This window comes from Streptomyces sp. CAI-85 (genome assembly GCF_013363615.1).
Taxonomy (GTDB): Bacteria; Actinomycetota; Actinomycetes; order Streptomycetales; family Streptomycetaceae; genus Streptomyces; species Streptomyces antibioticus_B.
Genome location: NZ_JAANNX010000038.1, coordinates 29,763 through 47,291, shown reverse-complemented (window position 1 = coordinate 47,291; position 17,529 = coordinate 29,763). Strand labels below are relative to the sequence as shown.

The window sequence follows — 17,529 nt, the reverse complement described above, 5'->3', positions numbered from 1 at the left end:
GTTAAGCACGCCGCCAGCGTTCGTCCTGAGCCAGGATCAAACTCTCCGTGAATGTTTACCGGTCATCCGGTGCAACACATCACGGGAGCGGAACGAGAGGAGGAATAGTCCCCTCGCATCCAGCGTCCTCGCTGTGTTTGTTTCTTCAAAGGAACCTCATCCACGGCTATCACTGCCGATGGACGGGGTATCAACATATCTGGCGTTGATTTTTGGCACGCTGTTGAGTTCTCAAGGAACGGACGCTTCCTTCGTACTCACCCGAGAGACTCTCTCAGGCTTTCCTCCGGGCAGTTTCCCTTCGGTCTTGCGTTTCCGACTCTATCAGATCTTTTCCCGATCCGATTTCCTCGGCGCTTTCCAGGTCCCGCTCTCGCGTTTCCTTTCCGGCGGTTCCGACTCTATCAGATCCTTTCGGCGTCTGATTCCCAGTCAGAGGGGGTTTGCCTTCCCGGCTGTTGGGCCGTTCCGACGTCTCAAACCTTAGCGGATCCGCTCGGCAGTTCCTAATCGGGCTGCCGGCCCCGAATCGAATTGAATTCGGGCATGCGAATTCAACCCCGTCGGGAGATCGTGCGTTTGGTGTGAGGTGCCGCCAGAGCGGCGGAGCGTCACCGAAGAACCGTTACGGCTCCGCGGCAACCCGAAGAACTCTACGGATCCCGACGGGTCGGGTCAAGCCCCTCTGTCAAGATCTTTTCGCTGTCCCTGGTGAAGACCTTGGTGGAGCCCCTGGTGGAGGGGGTCAGTCCAGGTCGCTGAGCCGTCCGCCGGCGTCCGGCTGGGCGTGCTCCACCCGGCGCAGGAGACGGGTCAGGGCCTCGCCGAGGGTCGCGCGCTCGTCCGCGGCGAGGTCCTGGAGCAGCTCCTCCTCGAAGACCGAGGCGAGCCGCATGGCTTCCAGCCACTTCCCTCGGCCCTCCGGTGTCAGCTCCACGATGACGCGGACCCGGTTGGACTCGTCCCGCTCCCGGGTCACCAGCCCCTCGGTCACCATGCGGTCGATCCGGTGAGTCATCGCGGCCGGCGTCAGGCCCAGCCGCTTGGCGAGGTCGCTCGGGCCCATCCGATAGGGGGCGCCGGAGAGGACGAGAGCCTTGAGGACCTCCCACTCGGCGTTGCTGATGCCGAGGGCGGCGGTCTGGCGGCCGTACGCGACGTTCATACGGCGGTTCAGCCGGGAGAGCGCGGACACGATCTTCTCGACCTGGGGGTCGAGGTCCTGGAACTCGCGCTGGTAGGCGGCGATCTGTTCCTCGAGTGTCGGCTCCGGGACGCCGCTGGTGTCGGCCATGGCGGCAGTATCCCACGATCGCCCTTTGCCTTGAAGTTCTTCGATGTGTACTCTTTAGCTTCGAACTTTAGCTTTGAAGTCTTCACTCCTAACTGGTTGAGAGAGGTGAACGTGACCATGGCGATGGGCGCAGCGATGCGCCGGATCCACGTGGGCAACGCACTCAGCGCGTTCGGGCTCGGTTTCACGGTCCCCTACCTGTACGTCTATGTGGCGCAGGTACGGGGCCTCGGAGCCATGACGGCGGGACTCGTGCTCGCCGTCTTCGCCGTGGCCGCGCTGATCGTGCTGCCGTTCGCCGGCCGGGCGATCGTGCGGCGCGGACCACTGCCGGTCCTGCTCGTCGCTCTGGTCACCGCCGCGCTGGGCGCACTGAGCCTGGGGCTGGCCGGCAGTGCGGCCGCCGTCCTGGCCGCCTCGGCGGCGCTGGGTGCCGGGCAGGCCGTGATGCAGCCGGCGCTCGCGACGATGATCGTGGACTGCTCGACCGCGGCGACGCGGTCGCGGGCCTTCGCCACGCAGTTCTTCCTTCAGAATCTCGGCCTGGGCGTCGGCGGTCTGATCGGCGGGCACCTGGTGGACACCACGCGTGTCTCGTCGTTCACCCTGCTGTTCTCCATCGAGGCGGCGATCTTCCTGATGCTGGCCGTCGTGATGACGACCGTGCGGATGCCGCGCGCCCCGCGCGTGGAGGACGCGCCCCAGGGGTCCGCCAAAGGCGGCTGGAAGCAGCTCCTCGGCAATCGGGCCATGGTTCAGCTCTGTGTCCTGGGCTTCGTCCTGTTCTTCGCCTGCTACGGCCAGTTCGAGTCGGGTCTGAGCGCGTACGGCGTGGAGGCGGCCGGGATCTCCACCTCGGCGCTGGGGACCGCGCTCGCCGCCAACACCGCGGTGATCGTCGTCGCGCAGTTCGCGGTGCTGCGGTTCGTCGAGCGGCAGAAGCGGACCCGGGTGATCGCGGCCGTCGGGCTGATCTGGGCCGTGGCGTGGGCCGTGGCCGGGTACGCCGGTCTCGGGCACGGCAGCCAGGCGATGGCGACGGCGGCGTTCGTGTCGACGTACGCGCTGTTCGGGCTGGGTGAGGCGATGCTGTCGCCGACCGTCGCGCCGTTGGTGGCCGATCTGGCGCCGAGCGGGCTCGCGGGGCAGTACAACTCGGCGTTCGCGCTGGTCAAGCAGCTCGCGCTGGCCGTGGGGCCGGCGGTGGGCGGGCCGATGGGGGCCTCGCTGCACGCGCCGTACATCGTGACGTTCCTGCTGTTCTCGCTGGGGATCAGTTGGCTCGCGCTGCGGCTGGGCAGGCAGCTCACCGCCGTGCAGGATCAGCCGTGGCTGGTGCGGAACCGGGTGGTGGCCAAGGGTGGGGCCGCTGTGGAGTCCGTGGGCGCGGGGGCCTGAGGTCGTCGTACGGGCGGGCGGTCGTCGTGCGGTGCGCGGCGGCCGCCCTCTCGTCGTGCGCGGGCCGGGTCAGCGGACGGCGGTCACCAGGGTCGCGGTGAAGGGGAAGGCCGTGGTGGCCTCGGGGAGGCGGTCGACGATCGAGCGGGCCGTCCTCAGGAGTGCCTCGTCGTCGTCGCTGTCGGCGATGGCCTGGCCCCAGGGGGTCGCGGAGAGATGGCCGGGGACGTACTCCTCCAGCGGGGGGAGGGTGACGGTGAACGTCAGCCGGCTGCGGATGATGTCGTGGAAGCCGGCGCGGGCGGCGGCCGCGGTCAGGCGGTCGGCCGCTTGGAAGGCCGCCTCGAAGGGCACCACCGTCTCTCCGTGCTCGGCCAGGGCGTCGCGCTGGGCGACGAAGTAGGGGGAGTCGTCGAGGTGGGACCAGACGGTGGCGGCGAAGCGGCCGCCGGGGCGGGTGACGCGCGCGGTCTCCCGCAGGGCGGCGTCGAGGTCGGGGAAGAACTGGGCGCCCTGCTGGCAGAGCACGGCGTCGAAGGCCGCGTCGGGGTAGGGGAGGTCGTCGGCCGGGGCGGGGGTGAACTCGATGTCCGGGTAGAGGCGGGGGTGGCACGCCGTGGCGATCTTGAGCATGCCGTCGTTCAGGTCCGCGCCGGCGACGCGTCCGGTGGGGCCCGCCTGGGCGGCCGCGGCGCGTGCGGCGAAGCCGGTGCCGCAGGCCAGGTCGAGGACGGTGGCGCCGGGGAAGAGGTCCGCGGCGTCCACGAGTGCCGTGACGAAGGGCGCCATGAGGGGCGCGACGTAGTGTTCGTAGCGCTCGGGGGCGCTTCCCTTGAGGTGAAAGCCCGTTGCGTCTGCCATGGGGAGCTAGTAGCACCGGGGGGCGGGTTCGCCTAGGTGCTACGCGCGGGGAAGGGGTGTTCGGGTCCCTGTTTCGGTCGTTTCTCCCTCGCCGCGTGCTCCGTCAGCCCGCCCGGTCGGCCGGTTTCGGCAGGGCGAACTCGCACCACACCGCTTTTCCGCCGCCGGGGGTGCGGCGGCTGCCCCAGTGGGTGGCGATCGTGGCGACGATGGCGATGCCGCGGCCCGACTCGTCGGCGGGCTCGGCGCGGCGGCGGCGCGGCAGGTGGTCGTCGCCGTCGGTGACCTCGATGATCAGGCGGCGGTCGGTGCGGCGCAGGCGCAGCCGCATCGGCGGGGTGCCGTGCTGGAGGGAGTTGGCGACGAGTTCGCTGGTGGCGAGGACGCCGGTGTCGTGCAGTTCGGGCGGGAAGCGCCAGCTCGTGAGGACGCCGGAGGCGAAGGCACGCGCGCGTGGGGCGGCCTCGACGCCGCCGAGGAGGTCCAGTGCGGCGTTGCGGAACAGTTCGCCGTCGGGGCCGTTGCGGGCGGGGTGCTGGAGGACGAGGACCGCGACATCGTCGTCATGGTCGGCGGTGACGCCCGCCGAGCGGACCAGACGGTCGCAGACGACCTGCGGGGTGCCGGTGGCGCCGGCCAGGGCGCGCTCCAGGGCGGCGATGCCCTCGTCGAGGTCTTCGTTGCGCCGCTCGACCAGGCCGTCGGTGTAGAGGACGGCGGTGGAGCCGGGGCCGAGGGCGATGGAGCCGGAGGAGTGCATCCAGCCGCCGGTGCCCAGGGGCGGTCCGGTGGGTTCGTCGGCGCGCTGGACCCGGCCCTGGTCGTCGCGGACCAGGATGGGCAGATGGCCGGCGGAGGCGTACACCAGGCGGCCCTCGTTGGGGTCGTGGATGGCGTAGACGCAGGTGGCGATCTGGTTGGCGTCGATCTCGGTGGCGAGGCCGTCGAGGAGCTGGAGGACCTCGTGCGGGGGGAGGTCGAGGCGGGCGTAGGCGCGGACGGCGGTGCGGAGCTGGCCCATGACGGCCGCCGCGCGGACGCCGCGTCCCATGACGTCGCCGATGACGAGGGCGGTACGGCCGCCGCCGAGGGTGATGACGTCGTACCAGTCGCCGCCGACCGCGGCTTCGGTGCCGCCGGGCTGGTAGGTGGCGGCGATGCGCAGGTCGTCCGGCTGTTCGAGTTCCTGGGGGAGCAGGGAGCGCTGGAGGGTGACGGCGGTCTCGCGCTGGCGGCGCTCGCTGGCTCTGAGGCGTTCGGCGGCCTCGGCGTGGTCGGTGACGTCGGTGGCGAAGACGAGGACGGCGCCTTCGCCGTTCTTCTCGGCGGCCGGGGTGCAGGTGAAGGTGTAGGAGCGGCCGTCGGGGGCCTTGCGGGACTTCAGGGTGCGGGGTTTGCCGCTGCGCAGGGCCTGGTCGAGGAGAGGGAGCAGGCCGAGGTCGCGGAGTTCGGGGAGGGCCTCGGCGGCGGGTGCGCCGCAGGAGCGGTGGCCGAAGGCGGCGGTGTAGGCGTCGTTGACGTACGCGAGGCGGTGGTCGGGGCCGTGGACGAGGGCGACGAGGGCGGGGACGCGGTCGAGGACCTCACGGACCGGGAGTTCGTCGACGGCGGGGACGGGGGGCGGTTCGTCGGTCAGGTGTTCGGCGCGGGCCGCGGGTACGGAGCCCTCGCTCCGCCGGTCCGTGGTGGTGACCGGGTGCTCGGCCCGCGCGGCGGCGCGGCGCTGCGTTCCGGGGAGCCGGGCGCTCCAGCGCGTGAAGTTCACGAATCCTTGCCTCGTGTAGTCGTCGTCGGCCGGCTCCGGGCCCGGCCTGGGCTCCGGTGGCCGCGCGGCGGTGGCCGCACATTGTCGCAGTACCCGGGAGGTGGAGCGGGTGGGAACGGCGTCGTGGGATGGGTGGGGACGGGGGGTTGGGGAGGGGCTCGAGCGCGGGGGCTGTGGGCAGGGAGCAGTCTGGCAGTGCGGCCGCCGTCGGGGGTCCGGTATTCGTCAGACGCGGGGGCGGCCGGGGGAGTTCCTGGATCCGGTCAGGACGACCCCTTCGGGTCGTCGGAAGACCTGTCAGAAGGCTTTCCACCGGCCGCGAGTTCGAACTCGGCGCGGGGATGTTCGAGAGATCCGAGCGAGACGATCTCCCGTTTGAAGAGCCCGGAAAGCGTCCATTCGGCGAGCACGCGTGCCTTGCGGTTGAAGGTGGGCACGCGGCTGAGGTGGTAGGCGCGGTGCATGAACCAGGCCGGGTAGCCCTTGACCTTGCGCCCGTAGACCTGGGCGACGCCCTTGTGGAGGCCGAGCGAGGCGACGGATCCGGCGTACGCGCGGGAGTAGGTGCGCAGGGGTTCGCCGCGCAGGGAGCGCACGATGTTGTCGCCGAGGAGCTTGGCCTGGCGGACGGCGTGCTGGGCGTTGGGCGCGGTGAGGGCGCCGGGTTCGGAGGCCGTCACATCGGGTACGGCGGCGGCGTCACCGGCTGCCCACGCGTGCGTGACGCCGTCGACGGCCAGCTCGGGGGTGCATTTGAGCCGGCCCTGCTCGGTGCGGGGCAGGTCGGTGGCGGCGAGCACGGGGTGGGGTTTCACCCCGGCGGTCCAGACGACCGTACGGGTCGGGAAGCGGGCGCCGTCGCTGAGGACGGCGATGCGGTCGGCGCAGGACTCCAGGCGGGTGTCGAGCCGTACGTCGATGTTGCGGCGGCGCAGTTCGCTGACGGTGTAGCGGCCCATGTCCTCGCCGACCTCGGGCAGGATCCGGTCGGACGCCTCGACCAGGATCCACTTCATGTCCTCGGGTTTGACGTTGTGGTAGTAGCGCGTGGTGTAGCGGGCCATGTCCTCCAGTTCGCCGAGCGCCTCCACGCCCGCGTAGCCGCCGCCGACGAAGACGAAGGTGAGGGCGGCGTCGCGGATCGCGGGGTCGCGGGTGGAGGAGGCGATGTCCATCTGTTCGATGACGTGGTTGCGCAGTCCGATGGCCTCCTCGACGGTCTTGAAGCCGATGGCGAAGTCGGCGAGGCCCGGGATCGGGAGGGTGCGGGAGACGGAGCCGGGCGCGAGGACCAGCTCGTCGTACTCCAGTTGCCGGGGTCCGGTGCCCTCCTCCTGGGTGGCGAGGGTGGTGAGGGTCGCGCTGCGCTTGGCGTGGTCGACGGCGGTGACCTCGCCGACGAGGACCCGGCAGTGCGGCAGGACGCGGCGCAGCGGGACCACGACGTGCCGGGGGGAGACGGCGCCGGCGGCCGCCTCGGGCAGGAACGGCTGGTACGTCATGTACGGCTCGGGGGTGACGACGGTGATCTCGGCCTCGCCCCGGCGGAGTTCCTGTCTCAACTGCCGCTGGAGCCGCAGTGCCGTGTACATCCCGACGTAGCCGCCGCCGACAACGAGAATGCGCGCACGTTCCTTCACCATCCCATGACGCACCGGGCGCCGGACTTTGTCCACAGCCTCGACAATTTGTGTGACCGCGCGTCATGGCGCCGCGGGGTTGGCCGAAACCGGGGAGTGCGCGGCAGGTTCGCAGGTCAGCGGGGGTGCGCCGGGGTGCCGGAAGGGGCGCAATCGGGACGTATACGGCTCGTACTCCGATCGGGGGGCGCTCCGTGCGGAACCTGCCCCTTCTGAATTGACTGTCTCTCAACTATGTTCGTGTCGACGGGGTGTAGGGGGATACACCTTCCGTGTCCGCGAGCGGCGGACGCGGGCCGGTCGCGATCCCCTGTGCCACACACCCCAGGTTTTCGATGACGGGGAGTCTCCGGGGGGAGACGTCATTACCGGGGGATCATTCATGCACATTCAGGACACTCATTGGTCGTCCGCCTCCGCCCTCGCGCACAGCGGCGGCGCGGGAGCGTCGGTGGACAGCGGACGCGGGGACGCGCGCAGCGCACCCCTGCGCGTGGACGCACAGCGCAATCTCGAACACGTCCTGCGGGCGGCGCGCGAGGTCTTCGGCGAGCTGGGGTACGGCGCGCCGATGGAGGACGTGGCGCGGCGCGCGCGCGTGGGCGTGGGCACGGTGTACCGGCGGTTCCCGAGCAAGGACGTCCTGGTGCGGCGGATAGCCGAGGAGGAGACCTCCCGGCTGACCGAGCAGGCCCGGGCGGCGCTGGGGCAGGAGGACGAGCCGTGGTCGGCGCTGTCGCGCTTCCTGCGGACGTCGGTCGCCTCGGGCGCCGGACGCCTGCTGCCGCCGCAGGTGCTGCGGGTCGGCGTCGCCGAGGAGGACGGCGCCGAGGGCGCGCCGGCGGACCAGGCCCGGGTGCCACAGCAGCGGACCCAGCCGGGCGGCGGCGAACTGCGGCTGGTGGCCGACGAGGGTGCGTCGGGGGCTGCGGGTGCTTCGGCTGCCGCCTCGGACGCGGCGGGTGCCTCCCTGGGCGACGACTCCGGGGCGGCGGCGCTGCTCGACGTGGTGGGCCGGCTCGTGGAGCGGGCGCGCGAGGCGGGCGAGCTGCGGCCGGACGTGTCGGTCTCCGACGTCCTGCTGGTGATCGCCACGGCCGCGCCCTCGCTGCCGGACGCGGCGCAGCAGGCGGCGGCCTCGGCGCGACTGCTGGACATCCTGCTGGAGGGGCTGCGGTCCCGGCCGACCCCGGCTTCCTGACACGGACCGTCCGTCGCGGCTGCGGTCGCGGCGGCGGTCCCGGAGCGGCGGTCCCGGGCCGGCGGCCCAACTCGTGCCCTGAGAACGGCAGTTGAACCTTCCCCGTTCGAGTGAAAGTTAGTACTGGATCTCGACAGTTCCCCACGGAAGAGTGGATGGTCCGTCCTGGCGGGTCGCGAGCAAAGTCGCTATGGCAGTCTGACCCGGTGGTCTGGACGGGTAGGACAGTCGGCGGGGGCTTTCCGCGATGAGCGTTGACGGACGCGACGAGCAGGTACCGAGCCAGGGCGGGCGGGCGAGTGCGTCCGGTGCCCCCGGCGGGCGCTCCGGCGGCCCAGGTGCCCAGGGCGCACCACAGGGCGGTGTACCGGCCCAGTGGGAGCGGTCCGACGACGGCGTGCTGCCGCCGCCGCGCGATCTGCCGCCGCCCGACACCGATCTGATCGCCCGGATGCGCTCCGGGGACGACAGCGCGTACGAGGAGCTGTACCGGCGCCACGCCGACGCCGTACGCCGCTACGCCCGCACCTGCTGCCGGGACGCCCACACCGCCGACGACCTCACCGCCGAGGTCTTCGCCCGCATGCTCCAGGCCGTGCGCGGCGGCTCCGGGCCCGAGTACGCCGTCCGCGCCTATCTGCTGACCTCAGTGCGGCGGGTGGCCGCCGGCTGGACGCAGTCGGCCAAGCGCGAGCAGCTCGTCGACGACTTCGCCGTGTTCGCCACACAGGCCGCGCGCGCCTCCGAGGTGGCCGACGACACGGTTTCCATGGGCTCCTTCGGGGCGGGCCTGGACCTCGGCGCCGACGTCCTCGCGATGCACGAGGCCGAACAGTCCATGGCCATGCAGGCCTTCCGCTCGCTGCCCGAGCGCTGGCAGGCCGTGCTCTGGCACACCGAGGTCGAGGACGAGTCGCCCAGCGAGGTCGCGATGCTCTTCGGCCTCGACGCCAACGGCACGCGCGTGCTCGCCAGCCGCGCCCGCGAGGGCCTCAAGCAGGCGTACCTCCAGGCCCATGTCAGCGCCACCCTCACCGACGACGAGGAGTGCGCCGCCTACGCCGACCAGCTCGGCACCTACGCCCGCCGCCGACTGCGCACCCGTGCCGAACGGGGCCTGCGCAAGCACCTGGAGGAGTGCGCCAAGTGCCGGCTGGCCGCCCTCCAGATCGAGGAAGTGGCCAGCAGCATCCCGGCGGTGGTGCCGGTCGCGGTCATCGGCTGGTTCGGCGCCGCCGGATACGCCAAGGCCCTCGCGCTCGTCGCCGGGGGCACCGGAGCGGGCGCTGCGGGCATCGCGGGCGCGGCGGCCGCGGCGAGCGGCGGCACCTCGGGCGGCGCCGGAGCCGGAGGCGGGGCGGCCGTCTCGGAGGGGCTGGGCGCCCCGGTCAAGGCCGGGATCGCCGCCGGTGTGGTGGCGGTGGCGGCCGCCGTCGTCGCCCTCGCGCTCGTCGGCGACGACAGCCCGGTCCCACGGCCGCAGGCCGAGCCCGCGCCGTCCGCGCCCGTGGTCCAGCCCGAGGTGCCCACGCCCACGCCGACCCCCACCCGGGCGCCCGCGCCGGTGCCGCCGGTGGTCGTCCCGGCCGCCGCCCCGACGCCGACGCCGACCCCGACACCGCGGGCCACGCCCACCCCGACACCGACCCCCACACCTACGCCGACCCCCTCGCCCACCCCCACACCGACTCCGACGCCCACGCCGACCCCGACGCCCACTCCCCCGCCGGCTCCGGCCGTCTTCCCGCTGAGCGAGCTGTCCTTCGACATCACCGGGGACGGCAGCGGACCGGAGATCCGGCTCGCCCGCAGCAGTTGGGTGTGGCAGCGCTCCGGACTGTCCATCGCCGGGCGGGAGTACGCGCGCGGGGTGACCGTGCACGGCGCCTCCGGCGTCACCGTCGACCTCAACCGGCCCTGCACCGCCTACGACGCGATGGTCGGCCTCGACGACCTGACGATGAAGCTCGGCAAGGTCACTTTCGCCGTCCTCGCCGACGGGGTCCCGCTGTGGCGGTCCGGGGTGATCGAGGGCGGTGACCCCGCGGTGCCCGTCCATGTGAACCTCGCCGGCCACGAGACCGTGCGCCTGGTGGTCGAACCGCACAACCACTTCGACAAGCTGGCCCTCGCGGACTGGGCGGACTCCAAGTTCACCTGCGCGTAGGCCGCCTCAGCGCCGCGCGGGCACGGCGTGGGCGTGGGCGGCGGCCGTCAGCTCACGCACCACCTCGGCCACCGGCAGGGCCTCGCCCCTGGCCCGTTCCGCCGCGTACCGCTCGGCGCCCAGGGCCGTACGGGCCGCGGCTTCCGCCTTCGCCGCCTGCGCGGCCTGCGGGGCCGGGCGGGGGAACGGGCCGAGCAGCACGTCGGCGGCCGCCAGCAGTCCCGCCGCGCGCGGGTAGTCCCCGAGCCGGACCAGCAGGTCGACGGCGCTGTCCACCAGCGCCGACATGATCGCCTCGGAGCACTGGTCCACCAGCGCCCGCCGCAGCGCGTCGGCGAGCAGCGGCAGACCGTACGCCGGACCCGACTCGGCCGCCAGGATCTGCGCGTCGAGCATCCGCAGCGCCGCCGTGAACTGGGGCGGCGGGCTGCCCCTCCCCGTCTCCACCCGGGCCGCCTCGCACAGCTCGCGCGCGCCGGCCACATCGCCGTCGGTGAGCGCGATATGGGCCCGCAGCAGGGACACGAACGCCTGGGCGTCCAGGGCGCTGTGCCGGTCGGCGGCGATCTGCGCCTCGTCGAGCGCCGCCCGGGCGGCGTCGAGGTCGCCCGAGCGGTAGGCGATCTCCGCGAGCCGGGTCATCAGGAACGGCGTCTCGGTGTACGCCCCGACCTCGTACGCCAGCCGCAGCCCCTCGCGGTACTCCTGTTCCGCCTCCGCGAAACGGCCGCGCGCCATCGCCGCCTCGCCGGACGCGCCGCACACCTGGGCCCGCATCCAGCGGTCGCCGACCCGGCGGGCGATCTCCCGCAGCTCGGCGAGGTCGTCGTCGACGCCGCGCAGCCGGCCGGGCGAGTCGACGACCGTGTGCGCGCGGAACATCAGGGCGCAGCCCAGCTCCCATTCCCCGCCGTGGCGGCGGCAGTTGGCGACGGCCTCGTCCATCAGGACACGGACGTCCATCACACCGCCCGTCGAGACCCGCGCACCGCCCGTCGGGAGGCTCACGTCCGACGGGCCGAGCGGAGCCTGCGGGTCGAGCGGCTCCCTCGGGTCGAAGGGGGCCGGCGGGTCGACGCCGTCCCGGAGCTGGAAGGCCGTCACGGGCCAGATCAGGCCGGGCATCCTGGCGGACTCGGGGCCACCGCGCTCGTACCGGGCGAGCAGGCGCAGCAGGTACTCCCGGTACCGCCCGTCGGTCCTCATGCCCGGCCGGGACTCGGACAGCAGGAACAGATGCAGCATCCGCAGGTCCATCCGCCCGGTGTGCCGCGGATGGTGCCGCTCACCGTCCGGCTCGGCGAGGAAGACCTCCAGGGGGTCGACGGCGGCCATGCGGGCGTCGAGGTCGTCGGGGACGGTGCCCGGGCCGTCGGTGAAGGTGTCCAGGACCGCGGCCAGGCGAAGGGTGCCGTCGGTCCACTCGGCGCCTTCGTGACGGTAGTTGCGCAGCCACCAGAACCAGCCCATGGCCAGGCACAGGGCGGTGGCCTCCTCCTCGTCGCCGGAGGTGAGCGCGCGCCGGGTCGCCACCCGGATGTTGTCCAGCTCGGTCTCCAGCCGTGCGATCCACGGCAGTTGCTCCGCGGTGCGCAGCTTGGAGTCGGCCCGCTCGGTGAGCGCGCGCACCCACGCGCGGTGCCGTCGCTCGGCGGCCACGCGCGCGTGCGGGACCTCGGCGGCGCGCTCGGTGGCGTACTCGTGGATCGTCTCCAGCATGCGGTAGCGCATGCCCTCGGTGCCGTCCGGGCCGGGCGGGGCCGGGGTGGCGACCACCAGGGACTTGTCGACCAGGGCGCCGACGAGGTCCGCGACCGGGCCCGTGCACACGGCCTCGGCGGCGTCGAGGTCCCAGCCGCCCGCGAAGACGGACAGCTCGCGCAGCAGGGTCCGCTCGGGTGCGTCGAGCAGGTCCCAGGACCAGTCGACGACGGCTCGCAGGGTCTGCTGGCGGGGCAGGACCGTGCGGCTTCCGGAGGTGAGGAGGCGGAAGCGGTCGTCGAGCCGGTCGGCGATCTGACGGGGGGTGAGCAGGCGGAGCCGGGCGGCGGCCAGTTCGATGGCCAGGGGCAGGCCGTCGAGCCGGCGGCAGATCTCGGCGACCGCCTGTTCGTCCCGCTCCCGGAGGGCGGCGGCCGCGTCGGGACGGACGGCGGCCGCGCGGTCCCTGAAGAGGCGGTGCGCCTGGTCGGGCAGGAGGGGTTCGACCGGGCGGACCTGCTCGCCGGGGACGCCCAGGGGCTCACGGCTGGTGGCGAGGATCGTGAGGCCCGGGCAGCGGGTGAGGAGGGTCTCGGCGAGGGCGGCGGCCGCGCCGATGACATGCTCGCAGTTGTCAAGGATCAGGAGTTCGCTGCGCGGGGCGCAGTACTCGACGAGCAGGGCTACCGGGTCGTCCTGCGGGACGGCCAGGTCGGAGGCCAGCAGGACGGTCTCGCGCAGACCGAGGGCGCTGACCACCGCGCCCGGCACCGCCTCCGGCCGGTCCAGCGGGGCCAGTTCGACCAGCCACGCCTTCGGAAGCCCGGCGGCGGCTTCCTCGGCGAGACGGGTCTTGCCCGAGCCGCCCGGTCCGGTGAGGGTGACGAGACGGGCCCTGTGCAGAGTGGAACGGATGGCGTCCAGCTCGGGTTCCCGGCCCACGAAAGAGGTAAGACGCGGACGCAGGTTGCCGCTCCGCTCGGGCGGTGGGGGTGGGGTGAGGGGCGCTGTCCGGTGGACGGGGGCGAAATCCGGGGCGGGACCCCAGGCAGGCTCCGTCCCCGCCGAACGGCCGCCGCCCGCCTCCCCGTCGAGAAGTTCGGTGTACAGCGCACGCAGCTCCGGCCCGGGGTCCGTGCCCAGGCCGTCGGCGAGTGTGCGGCGGGCCGTCTCGTAGGCGGCGAGCGCGTCGGCGGCGCGGCCGGTGTCGCGCAGGGCGCGGATGAGGAGGGCGTGCAGCGGTTCGTCGTACGGGTGCGCCGCGGTCAGTTCCGACAGGCGGGGGACGGCCTCGTGGGCGCGGCCGAGGAGGAGGTCCGCCTCGGCGCGGGCCCGGACGGCGTCCCGGTGCAGGGCCTCGGGGCGGGCGGCCGCGGTGCGGTCGGGGAGGTCGGCCAGGGCGGGGCCGCGCCACAGGGCGAGGGCGGTGTCGAGGGCGTGGACGGCGTCGGACGGGTCGCCGTGGCGCAGGGCGGTGGTGCCGCGGTGCACGAGTTTCTCGAAGACGAAGAGGTCCACATCGTCCTCGGTCGCGGCGAGGCGGTAGCCGCCGGGTCCTGAGGTGACGGCGTCCTTGCCCACGGTGCGGCGCAGCCGGCCGACGAGGGCCTGGAGGGCGGCGGGGGCGTCCTGGGGCGGGGCGTCGGCCCAGACCTCGTCGATGAGGACGTCCGGGGCGGTGAGACGGCCGGGCCGCAGCGCCAGCGCGGTGAGCAGCGTGCGGAGCCGGCTGCCGGGAACGGGTACGGGGGTGCCGTGGTCGTCCGCTGTCTGGGTGACGCCCAGGATTCTGTACCGCACCCGCCCATTGTCACCGGGGCGCGGGGAAGGGCGTCGCCGATTTACCCGTGACCGGCTGGAGTGGCCTGCCGACCTGCCTGACAGGCCGCCCCGAAGGCGCGGACGCGGCTCAGCCCGAGGGCTCACGGCCCGCGGCTCAGCCTGGCTACTCAGCCACCGAAAACGCGGCCCGCGGCTCCTCCCGGGCGCCTCGACCTCCGAAGGCTCCGCCCGACGGCGACGTCCCCACTCGGCGACTCGGACCCGGAAGGCTCCGCCCGACGGCCCCACCCGGCGACTCTGCCCGGACGCTCGGCCCCAGAGGGCTCCACCCGACGGCCCCGGCCCGGACACCTCAAACCGACGACTCCACCCGGACGCTCGGACCCGGAAGGCTTCACCCGGCGGCCCCGCTCGGGCTACTCGGCCCGGCGGCCCCGCCCGGCGACTCAGCCCGGACGCTCGGACCCAGAGCGCTCCGCCCGGACCCTCGGAGCCGGAAGACTCCGCCCCACGGCCCCGCTCGGGCGACTCGGCCCGACGACCCCGCCTGGCGGCTCAGCCCGACAGCTCCGCCCCGACGCTCGGCCCCAGAGGGCCCCGCCCGACGGCCCCGGCCCGGACGCCTCGGACCGACGACTCCACCCGGACACTCGGACCCGGAAGGCTCCACCCGGCGACTCCCCCCAACGGCCCCGCTCGGCGATTCGGCCCGACGGCCCCGCCCTGGCCGACCTCCCCGACAGCTCCGCCCGGACGCCCGGCTCCAGAGGGCTCCGCCCGGACCCTCAGACCCGGAAGACTCCGCCCAACGGCCCCAGCCCGACGGCTCGGCCCGACGACCCCGCCTGGCGGCTCAGACCGACAGCTCCGCCCCGACGCTCGGACCCAGAGGGCCCCGCCCAACGGCCCCAGCCCGGACGCCCCGCTGCCGCGAAGGCCCCACCCGACGCCTCACCCCCCGAAGGACACCAAGGCCCCCTCCCCCGAAAGACACCGCAAGCCCCCTCACCCACCCCGAAAGACACCACAGGCCCCCCACCCACCTCAAAGGACACCGCCCGCCCCTCACCCCCCGGACGAAACCGCCCGCCTCTGCGGTGCGATACCCGCCGGCACCGCACGTGCGCGTGCCGGTGTTCCTGTCCAGCAGGTGCCTCGGCGGGAGAGGAGGCGGCGGAGCCAGAGTTCGAGGGAGACGAGGTCGGCCAGGCCGTCCAGGGGGAGGCGTTCGCCGGAGGCGGCCGCTCTGAGGGCCTTGCGGACGACTCTCGCCTCGATCAGGCCCGCCTCGGCGAGGAGGGGCGCGTCGAAGAGGGAGAGCAGCGGGTCGGTGGACATCCGCAGGCCCGCGCGGGCGGCGGCGTCGGCGGACGCCTGGGAGGGGGTGCCCCAGCCGGCCGGCAGATCGGCGATGCCGGACGCCTTGAGCACCGTACGCAGGATCTCCGCGCGGGCGCCGGGCCGTACGCGCAGGGTCTCGGGGAGGGCGCGGGAGGCGCGGACGACCTGGTTGTCGAGGAAGGGCGCGTGCAGGCGCTGGGAGCGGATCTCGGCGGCCTGCTCCAGGACGCGGAGGTCGGCGGCGTGCCGGGACAGGGCGGCACGCGCGCGGTGGTCGCCGGGGCGCTGTCCGGGGCCGCCGCCGTTGCGGTACGCACCGCCCTCCAGGCGAACCGATACTTCAGCCAGGGCCTCGCCCGTCAGCCAGCGTGCCGCGGGCCCGGGGCCGCCCCACGCGAGGGCGGCGAGGGAGGCACCGACGGCGCCGCCGGGCTCGTCGAAGCGGCGCTGGCGGAGCCGTTCCGCGAGGCCCTCCACGCCGGCGCCGTAGGGGGTGCGGGCGAGGCGGCGGGCCGCGCCGTACACGCGCGCGGGGACGAGGACCGAGCCCTCGGCCTTGGTGAGGGCAGCGACGGGGCGCACCAGGTGCCGTCGCTTGCGGTCCATCAGCAGGTCGGCGAGGCGGGCCGGGTGGGCGTCGAGGACCTGGCGGGCGCCGTGGCCGGTGAAGTGGTCGGCGCTGCCCGCGGCGAGCCGCGCGCGGTGCCGTGCGGCGGTGACCAGGCTCGGGCCGGGTTCGTCGGTCAGCGGGCCGTCCAGGTCGGCGTACGGCAGGGTCTCCTCGTCGCCCGCCACGACGACGTGGTGCAGGCGCGGGTTGGCGGCGAGGGTGCCGGCCCGCTGCACCTCGGCCTCGCGGCCGCCGACGGCCAGATCGTTGAAGGTGACCGCCAGAAGGCGTTCCCCGGCGCCGGTGCCGTGGCCCAGGACCGTGCCCGGCCGGCCGGGCAGGCCCGCCGCCAGCAGGGCGAGGGTGCCCGAGGCGGGACCGCCGGAGAGGTCGGCGCCGATGCCGGGGACGGGCATCCCGCGCGCGGCGCGCCGTTCGGCGGGGCCCATGCCGGGGACCGGGCCCGGATCGATGTCAGGGACGTGGCGGGGTGCGGCGAGGCGGGCGCGGACGGCGTCGACGAGGGCGTCGCGGACGCCGTCGACGGCGCTGTCCGGGTCGGCCGGGGGTGCCGCGACGGCGAGGGAGGCGACCGGCTCGTAGCCGGCGATCTCACGCGCCCCGGCGCGCAGAATCAGCGCGTGCCCCGGCGGAACGCGTCGTACGCCGTCGTAGGGGGTGGAGTCGTGCAGGGCGGCCGGGACGTCGGGGGCGGCGAGGAGCGCCGCGAGGTGGCCGAAGTCGAGGTTGGCCTCGATGAGGTCGGCCAGCGGCAGCGCGGCCGTCGCGTAGGCGGTGCCGCCCGCCCACGGGGTGTGGAACACCGGGCGGGCGCCCGCCAGATCGCCGCAGACGGTGATGCGCCGGCCGACCTGGACGACCGCGGTGTAGCTGCCGGGCCAGGCGGTGAGATGGCGCAGCGCGCCCCCGCGCGCGGCGAACAGCCCCACGCGCAACTGCTCGTCGCTGGCCCCGCAGATGCCGAGGACGGCGATCCGGGTCTGGGCGTCGGCCCGGACGACGCGCACCTCGTCGGGGCGCCAGTCGCCGACCGCCCACAGCGGATCCGGGTCACCCCACAGGAGTTGGGACCCGACGGGGTGCAAGGTCTCGCCCTCGTCGCCCACTTGGCCGCCGTAGGGCTCCCGGCCGTCGAATCCGACGGTCTTGCCGAGGGCACCAGCGGCGGTGCTGCTCCATCCCACCAACCACCGCATCGACGCCTCCACAGGCTGTGGACAAACGAGTGCACCGTACGAACGGTTCACATGCTGCCACGAAGAACGCGTGCCAGAGGGAGGCGGCGCGGCTTGCGATCCGGGGAGTGTGCCCGCACACCGGCGCCGGCGACGGCGGGAGGGGGCGACGACACCCCTGCCGCTGCGACGTGAATGCGCCCCCGCTACGCTCCCCGAAAACGCCCTGCGCGCCCTCGATTTGCATGGTGGGAGGCGTTGTCACCCATGGAACAGAGGGTCGGTTTTCAGCCAAATCCCGTACGCGCGGGCCGAGTCGGCGCGCCGACGGGCAGGCTGCGCACACGCTCCGTACACACGCGCGTGCCCGTGACGGGCAGCGCCGGTCCGGGAGACGGACGCCGCCTCCCGGACCGCTCCGCCGCCCGCGGGGATGAAGGCGGCGGTGTCCCCCAGCCCACTGGATCCAGTACAGCGGGCCGACCCACGCACGGCCCATGGAACCGCTTCCCCCATGGCCGGAGAAGAGCGCACGCACGGGCGCACGGCCACACAGCGGGAGCACACCGCGAC

Annotated in this window: 9 protein-coding genes; 3 read left to right on the top strand and 6 right to left on the bottom strand. The window is 73.9% G+C overall.

The window, feature by feature from the left end:
• Positions 1 to 745: 745 nt before the first annotated feature.
• On the bottom strand, positions 746 to 1,294 hold the full coding sequence (locus G6W55_RS27900) for a MarR family winged helix-turn-helix transcriptional regulator (protein WP_175523555.1): 549 nt from the start codon (positions 1,292 to 1,294) through the stop codon (positions 746 to 748).
• Positions 1,295 to 1,417: 123 nt separating this feature from the next.
• Here G6W55_RS27900 and G6W55_RS27895 point away from each other — a divergent pair, with 123 nt between their 5' ends.
• Complete coding sequence (locus G6W55_RS27895) at positions 1,418 to 2,692, top strand: MFS transporter (RefSeq protein WP_175523560.1); 1,275 nt, start codon at positions 1,418 to 1,420, stop codon at positions 2,690 to 2,692.
• A 69-nt stretch (positions 2,693 to 2,761) separates the two neighbouring features.
• Here G6W55_RS27895 and G6W55_RS27890 read toward each other — a convergent pair whose 3' ends face one another.
• The 3 genes from G6W55_RS27890 to G6W55_RS27880 form a co-directional block, all read right to left on the bottom strand.
• The gene (locus tag G6W55_RS27890; protein ID WP_175523554.1) at positions 2,762 to 3,553 is read right to left on the bottom strand and encodes a class I SAM-dependent methyltransferase; all 792 of its coding nucleotides are present in this window, start codon (positions 3,551 to 3,553) and stop codon (positions 2,762 to 2,764) included.
• 103 nt (positions 3,554 to 3,656) lie between these two features.
• Positions 3,657 to 5,318 carry a SpoIIE family protein phosphatase gene (locus tag G6W55_RS27885; protein WP_175523553.1) on the bottom strand — a complete coding sequence of 554 codons (1,662 nt, stop codon included), beginning with the start codon at positions 5,316 to 5,318 and terminating at the stop codon, positions 3,657 to 3,659.
• 263 nt (positions 5,319 to 5,581) lie between these two features.
• The gene (locus tag G6W55_RS27880; RefSeq protein WP_175523552.1) at positions 5,582 to 6,961 is read right to left on the bottom strand and encodes an NAD(P)/FAD-dependent oxidoreductase; all 1,380 of its coding nucleotides are present in this window, start codon (positions 6,959 to 6,961) and stop codon (positions 5,582 to 5,584) included.
• A 379-nt stretch (positions 6,962 to 7,340) separates the two neighbouring features.
• Between G6W55_RS27880 and G6W55_RS27875 the strand changes: the two genes are divergently transcribed.
• Both G6W55_RS27875 and G6W55_RS27870 read left to right on the top strand, forming a co-directional pair.
• Positions 7,341 to 8,159: a TetR/AcrR family transcriptional regulator gene (locus G6W55_RS27875; protein WP_175523551.1), complete on the top strand. Its 819-nt coding sequence runs from the start codon at positions 7,341 to 7,343 to the stop codon at positions 8,157 to 8,159.
• Between the two features lie 247 nt (positions 8,160 to 8,406).
• Entirely contained in the window at positions 8,407 to 10,326 is a 1,920-nt protein-coding gene (locus G6W55_RS27870; RefSeq protein WP_175523550.1) for a sigma-70 family RNA polymerase sigma factor, read from the top strand.
• Positions 10,327 to 10,332: 6 nt separating this feature from the next.
• Here G6W55_RS27870 and G6W55_RS27865 read toward each other — a convergent pair whose 3' ends face one another.
• Positions 10,333 to 13,827, bottom strand: coding sequence for a BTAD domain-containing putative transcriptional regulator (locus G6W55_RS27865; RefSeq protein ID WP_175523549.1), 3,495 nt, complete (start codon positions 13,825 to 13,827; stop codon positions 10,333 to 10,335).
• A 1,047-nt stretch (positions 13,828 to 14,874) separates the two neighbouring features.
• The gene (locus tag G6W55_RS27860) at positions 14,875 to 16,977 is read right to left on the bottom strand and encodes an asparagine synthase-related protein (protein ID WP_175523548.1); all 2,103 of its coding nucleotides are present in this window, start codon (positions 16,975 to 16,977) and stop codon (positions 14,875 to 14,877) included.
• Positions 16,978 to 17,529 lie beyond the last annotated feature (552 nt).

Coding starts and splice junctions, on each gene's coding strand:
- G6W55_RS27860 (WP_175523548.1), bottom strand. CDS start 16,977: ATGCGGTGGTTGGTGGGATGGAGCAGCACCGCCGCTGGTGCCCTCGGC.
- G6W55_RS27900 (WP_175523555.1), bottom strand. CDS start 1,294: ATGGCCGACACCAGCGGCGTCCCGGAGCCGACACTCGAGGAACAGATC.
- G6W55_RS27875 (WP_175523551.1), top strand. CDS start 7,341: ATGCACATTCAGGACACTCATTGGTCGTCCGCCTCCGCCCTCGCGCAC.
- G6W55_RS27895 (WP_175523560.1), top strand. CDS start 1,418: ATGGGCGCAGCGATGCGCCGGATCCACGTGGGCAACGCACTCAGCGCG.
- G6W55_RS27880 (WP_175523552.1), bottom strand. CDS start 6,961: ATGGTGAAGGAACGTGCGCGCATTCTCGTTGTCGGCGGCGGCTACGTC.
- G6W55_RS27890 (WP_175523554.1), bottom strand. CDS start 3,553: ATGGCAGACGCAACGGGCTTTCACCTCAAGGGAAGCGCCCCCGAGCGC.
- G6W55_RS27870 (WP_175523550.1), top strand. CDS start 8,407: ATGAGCGTTGACGGACGCGACGAGCAGGTACCGAGCCAGGGCGGGCGG.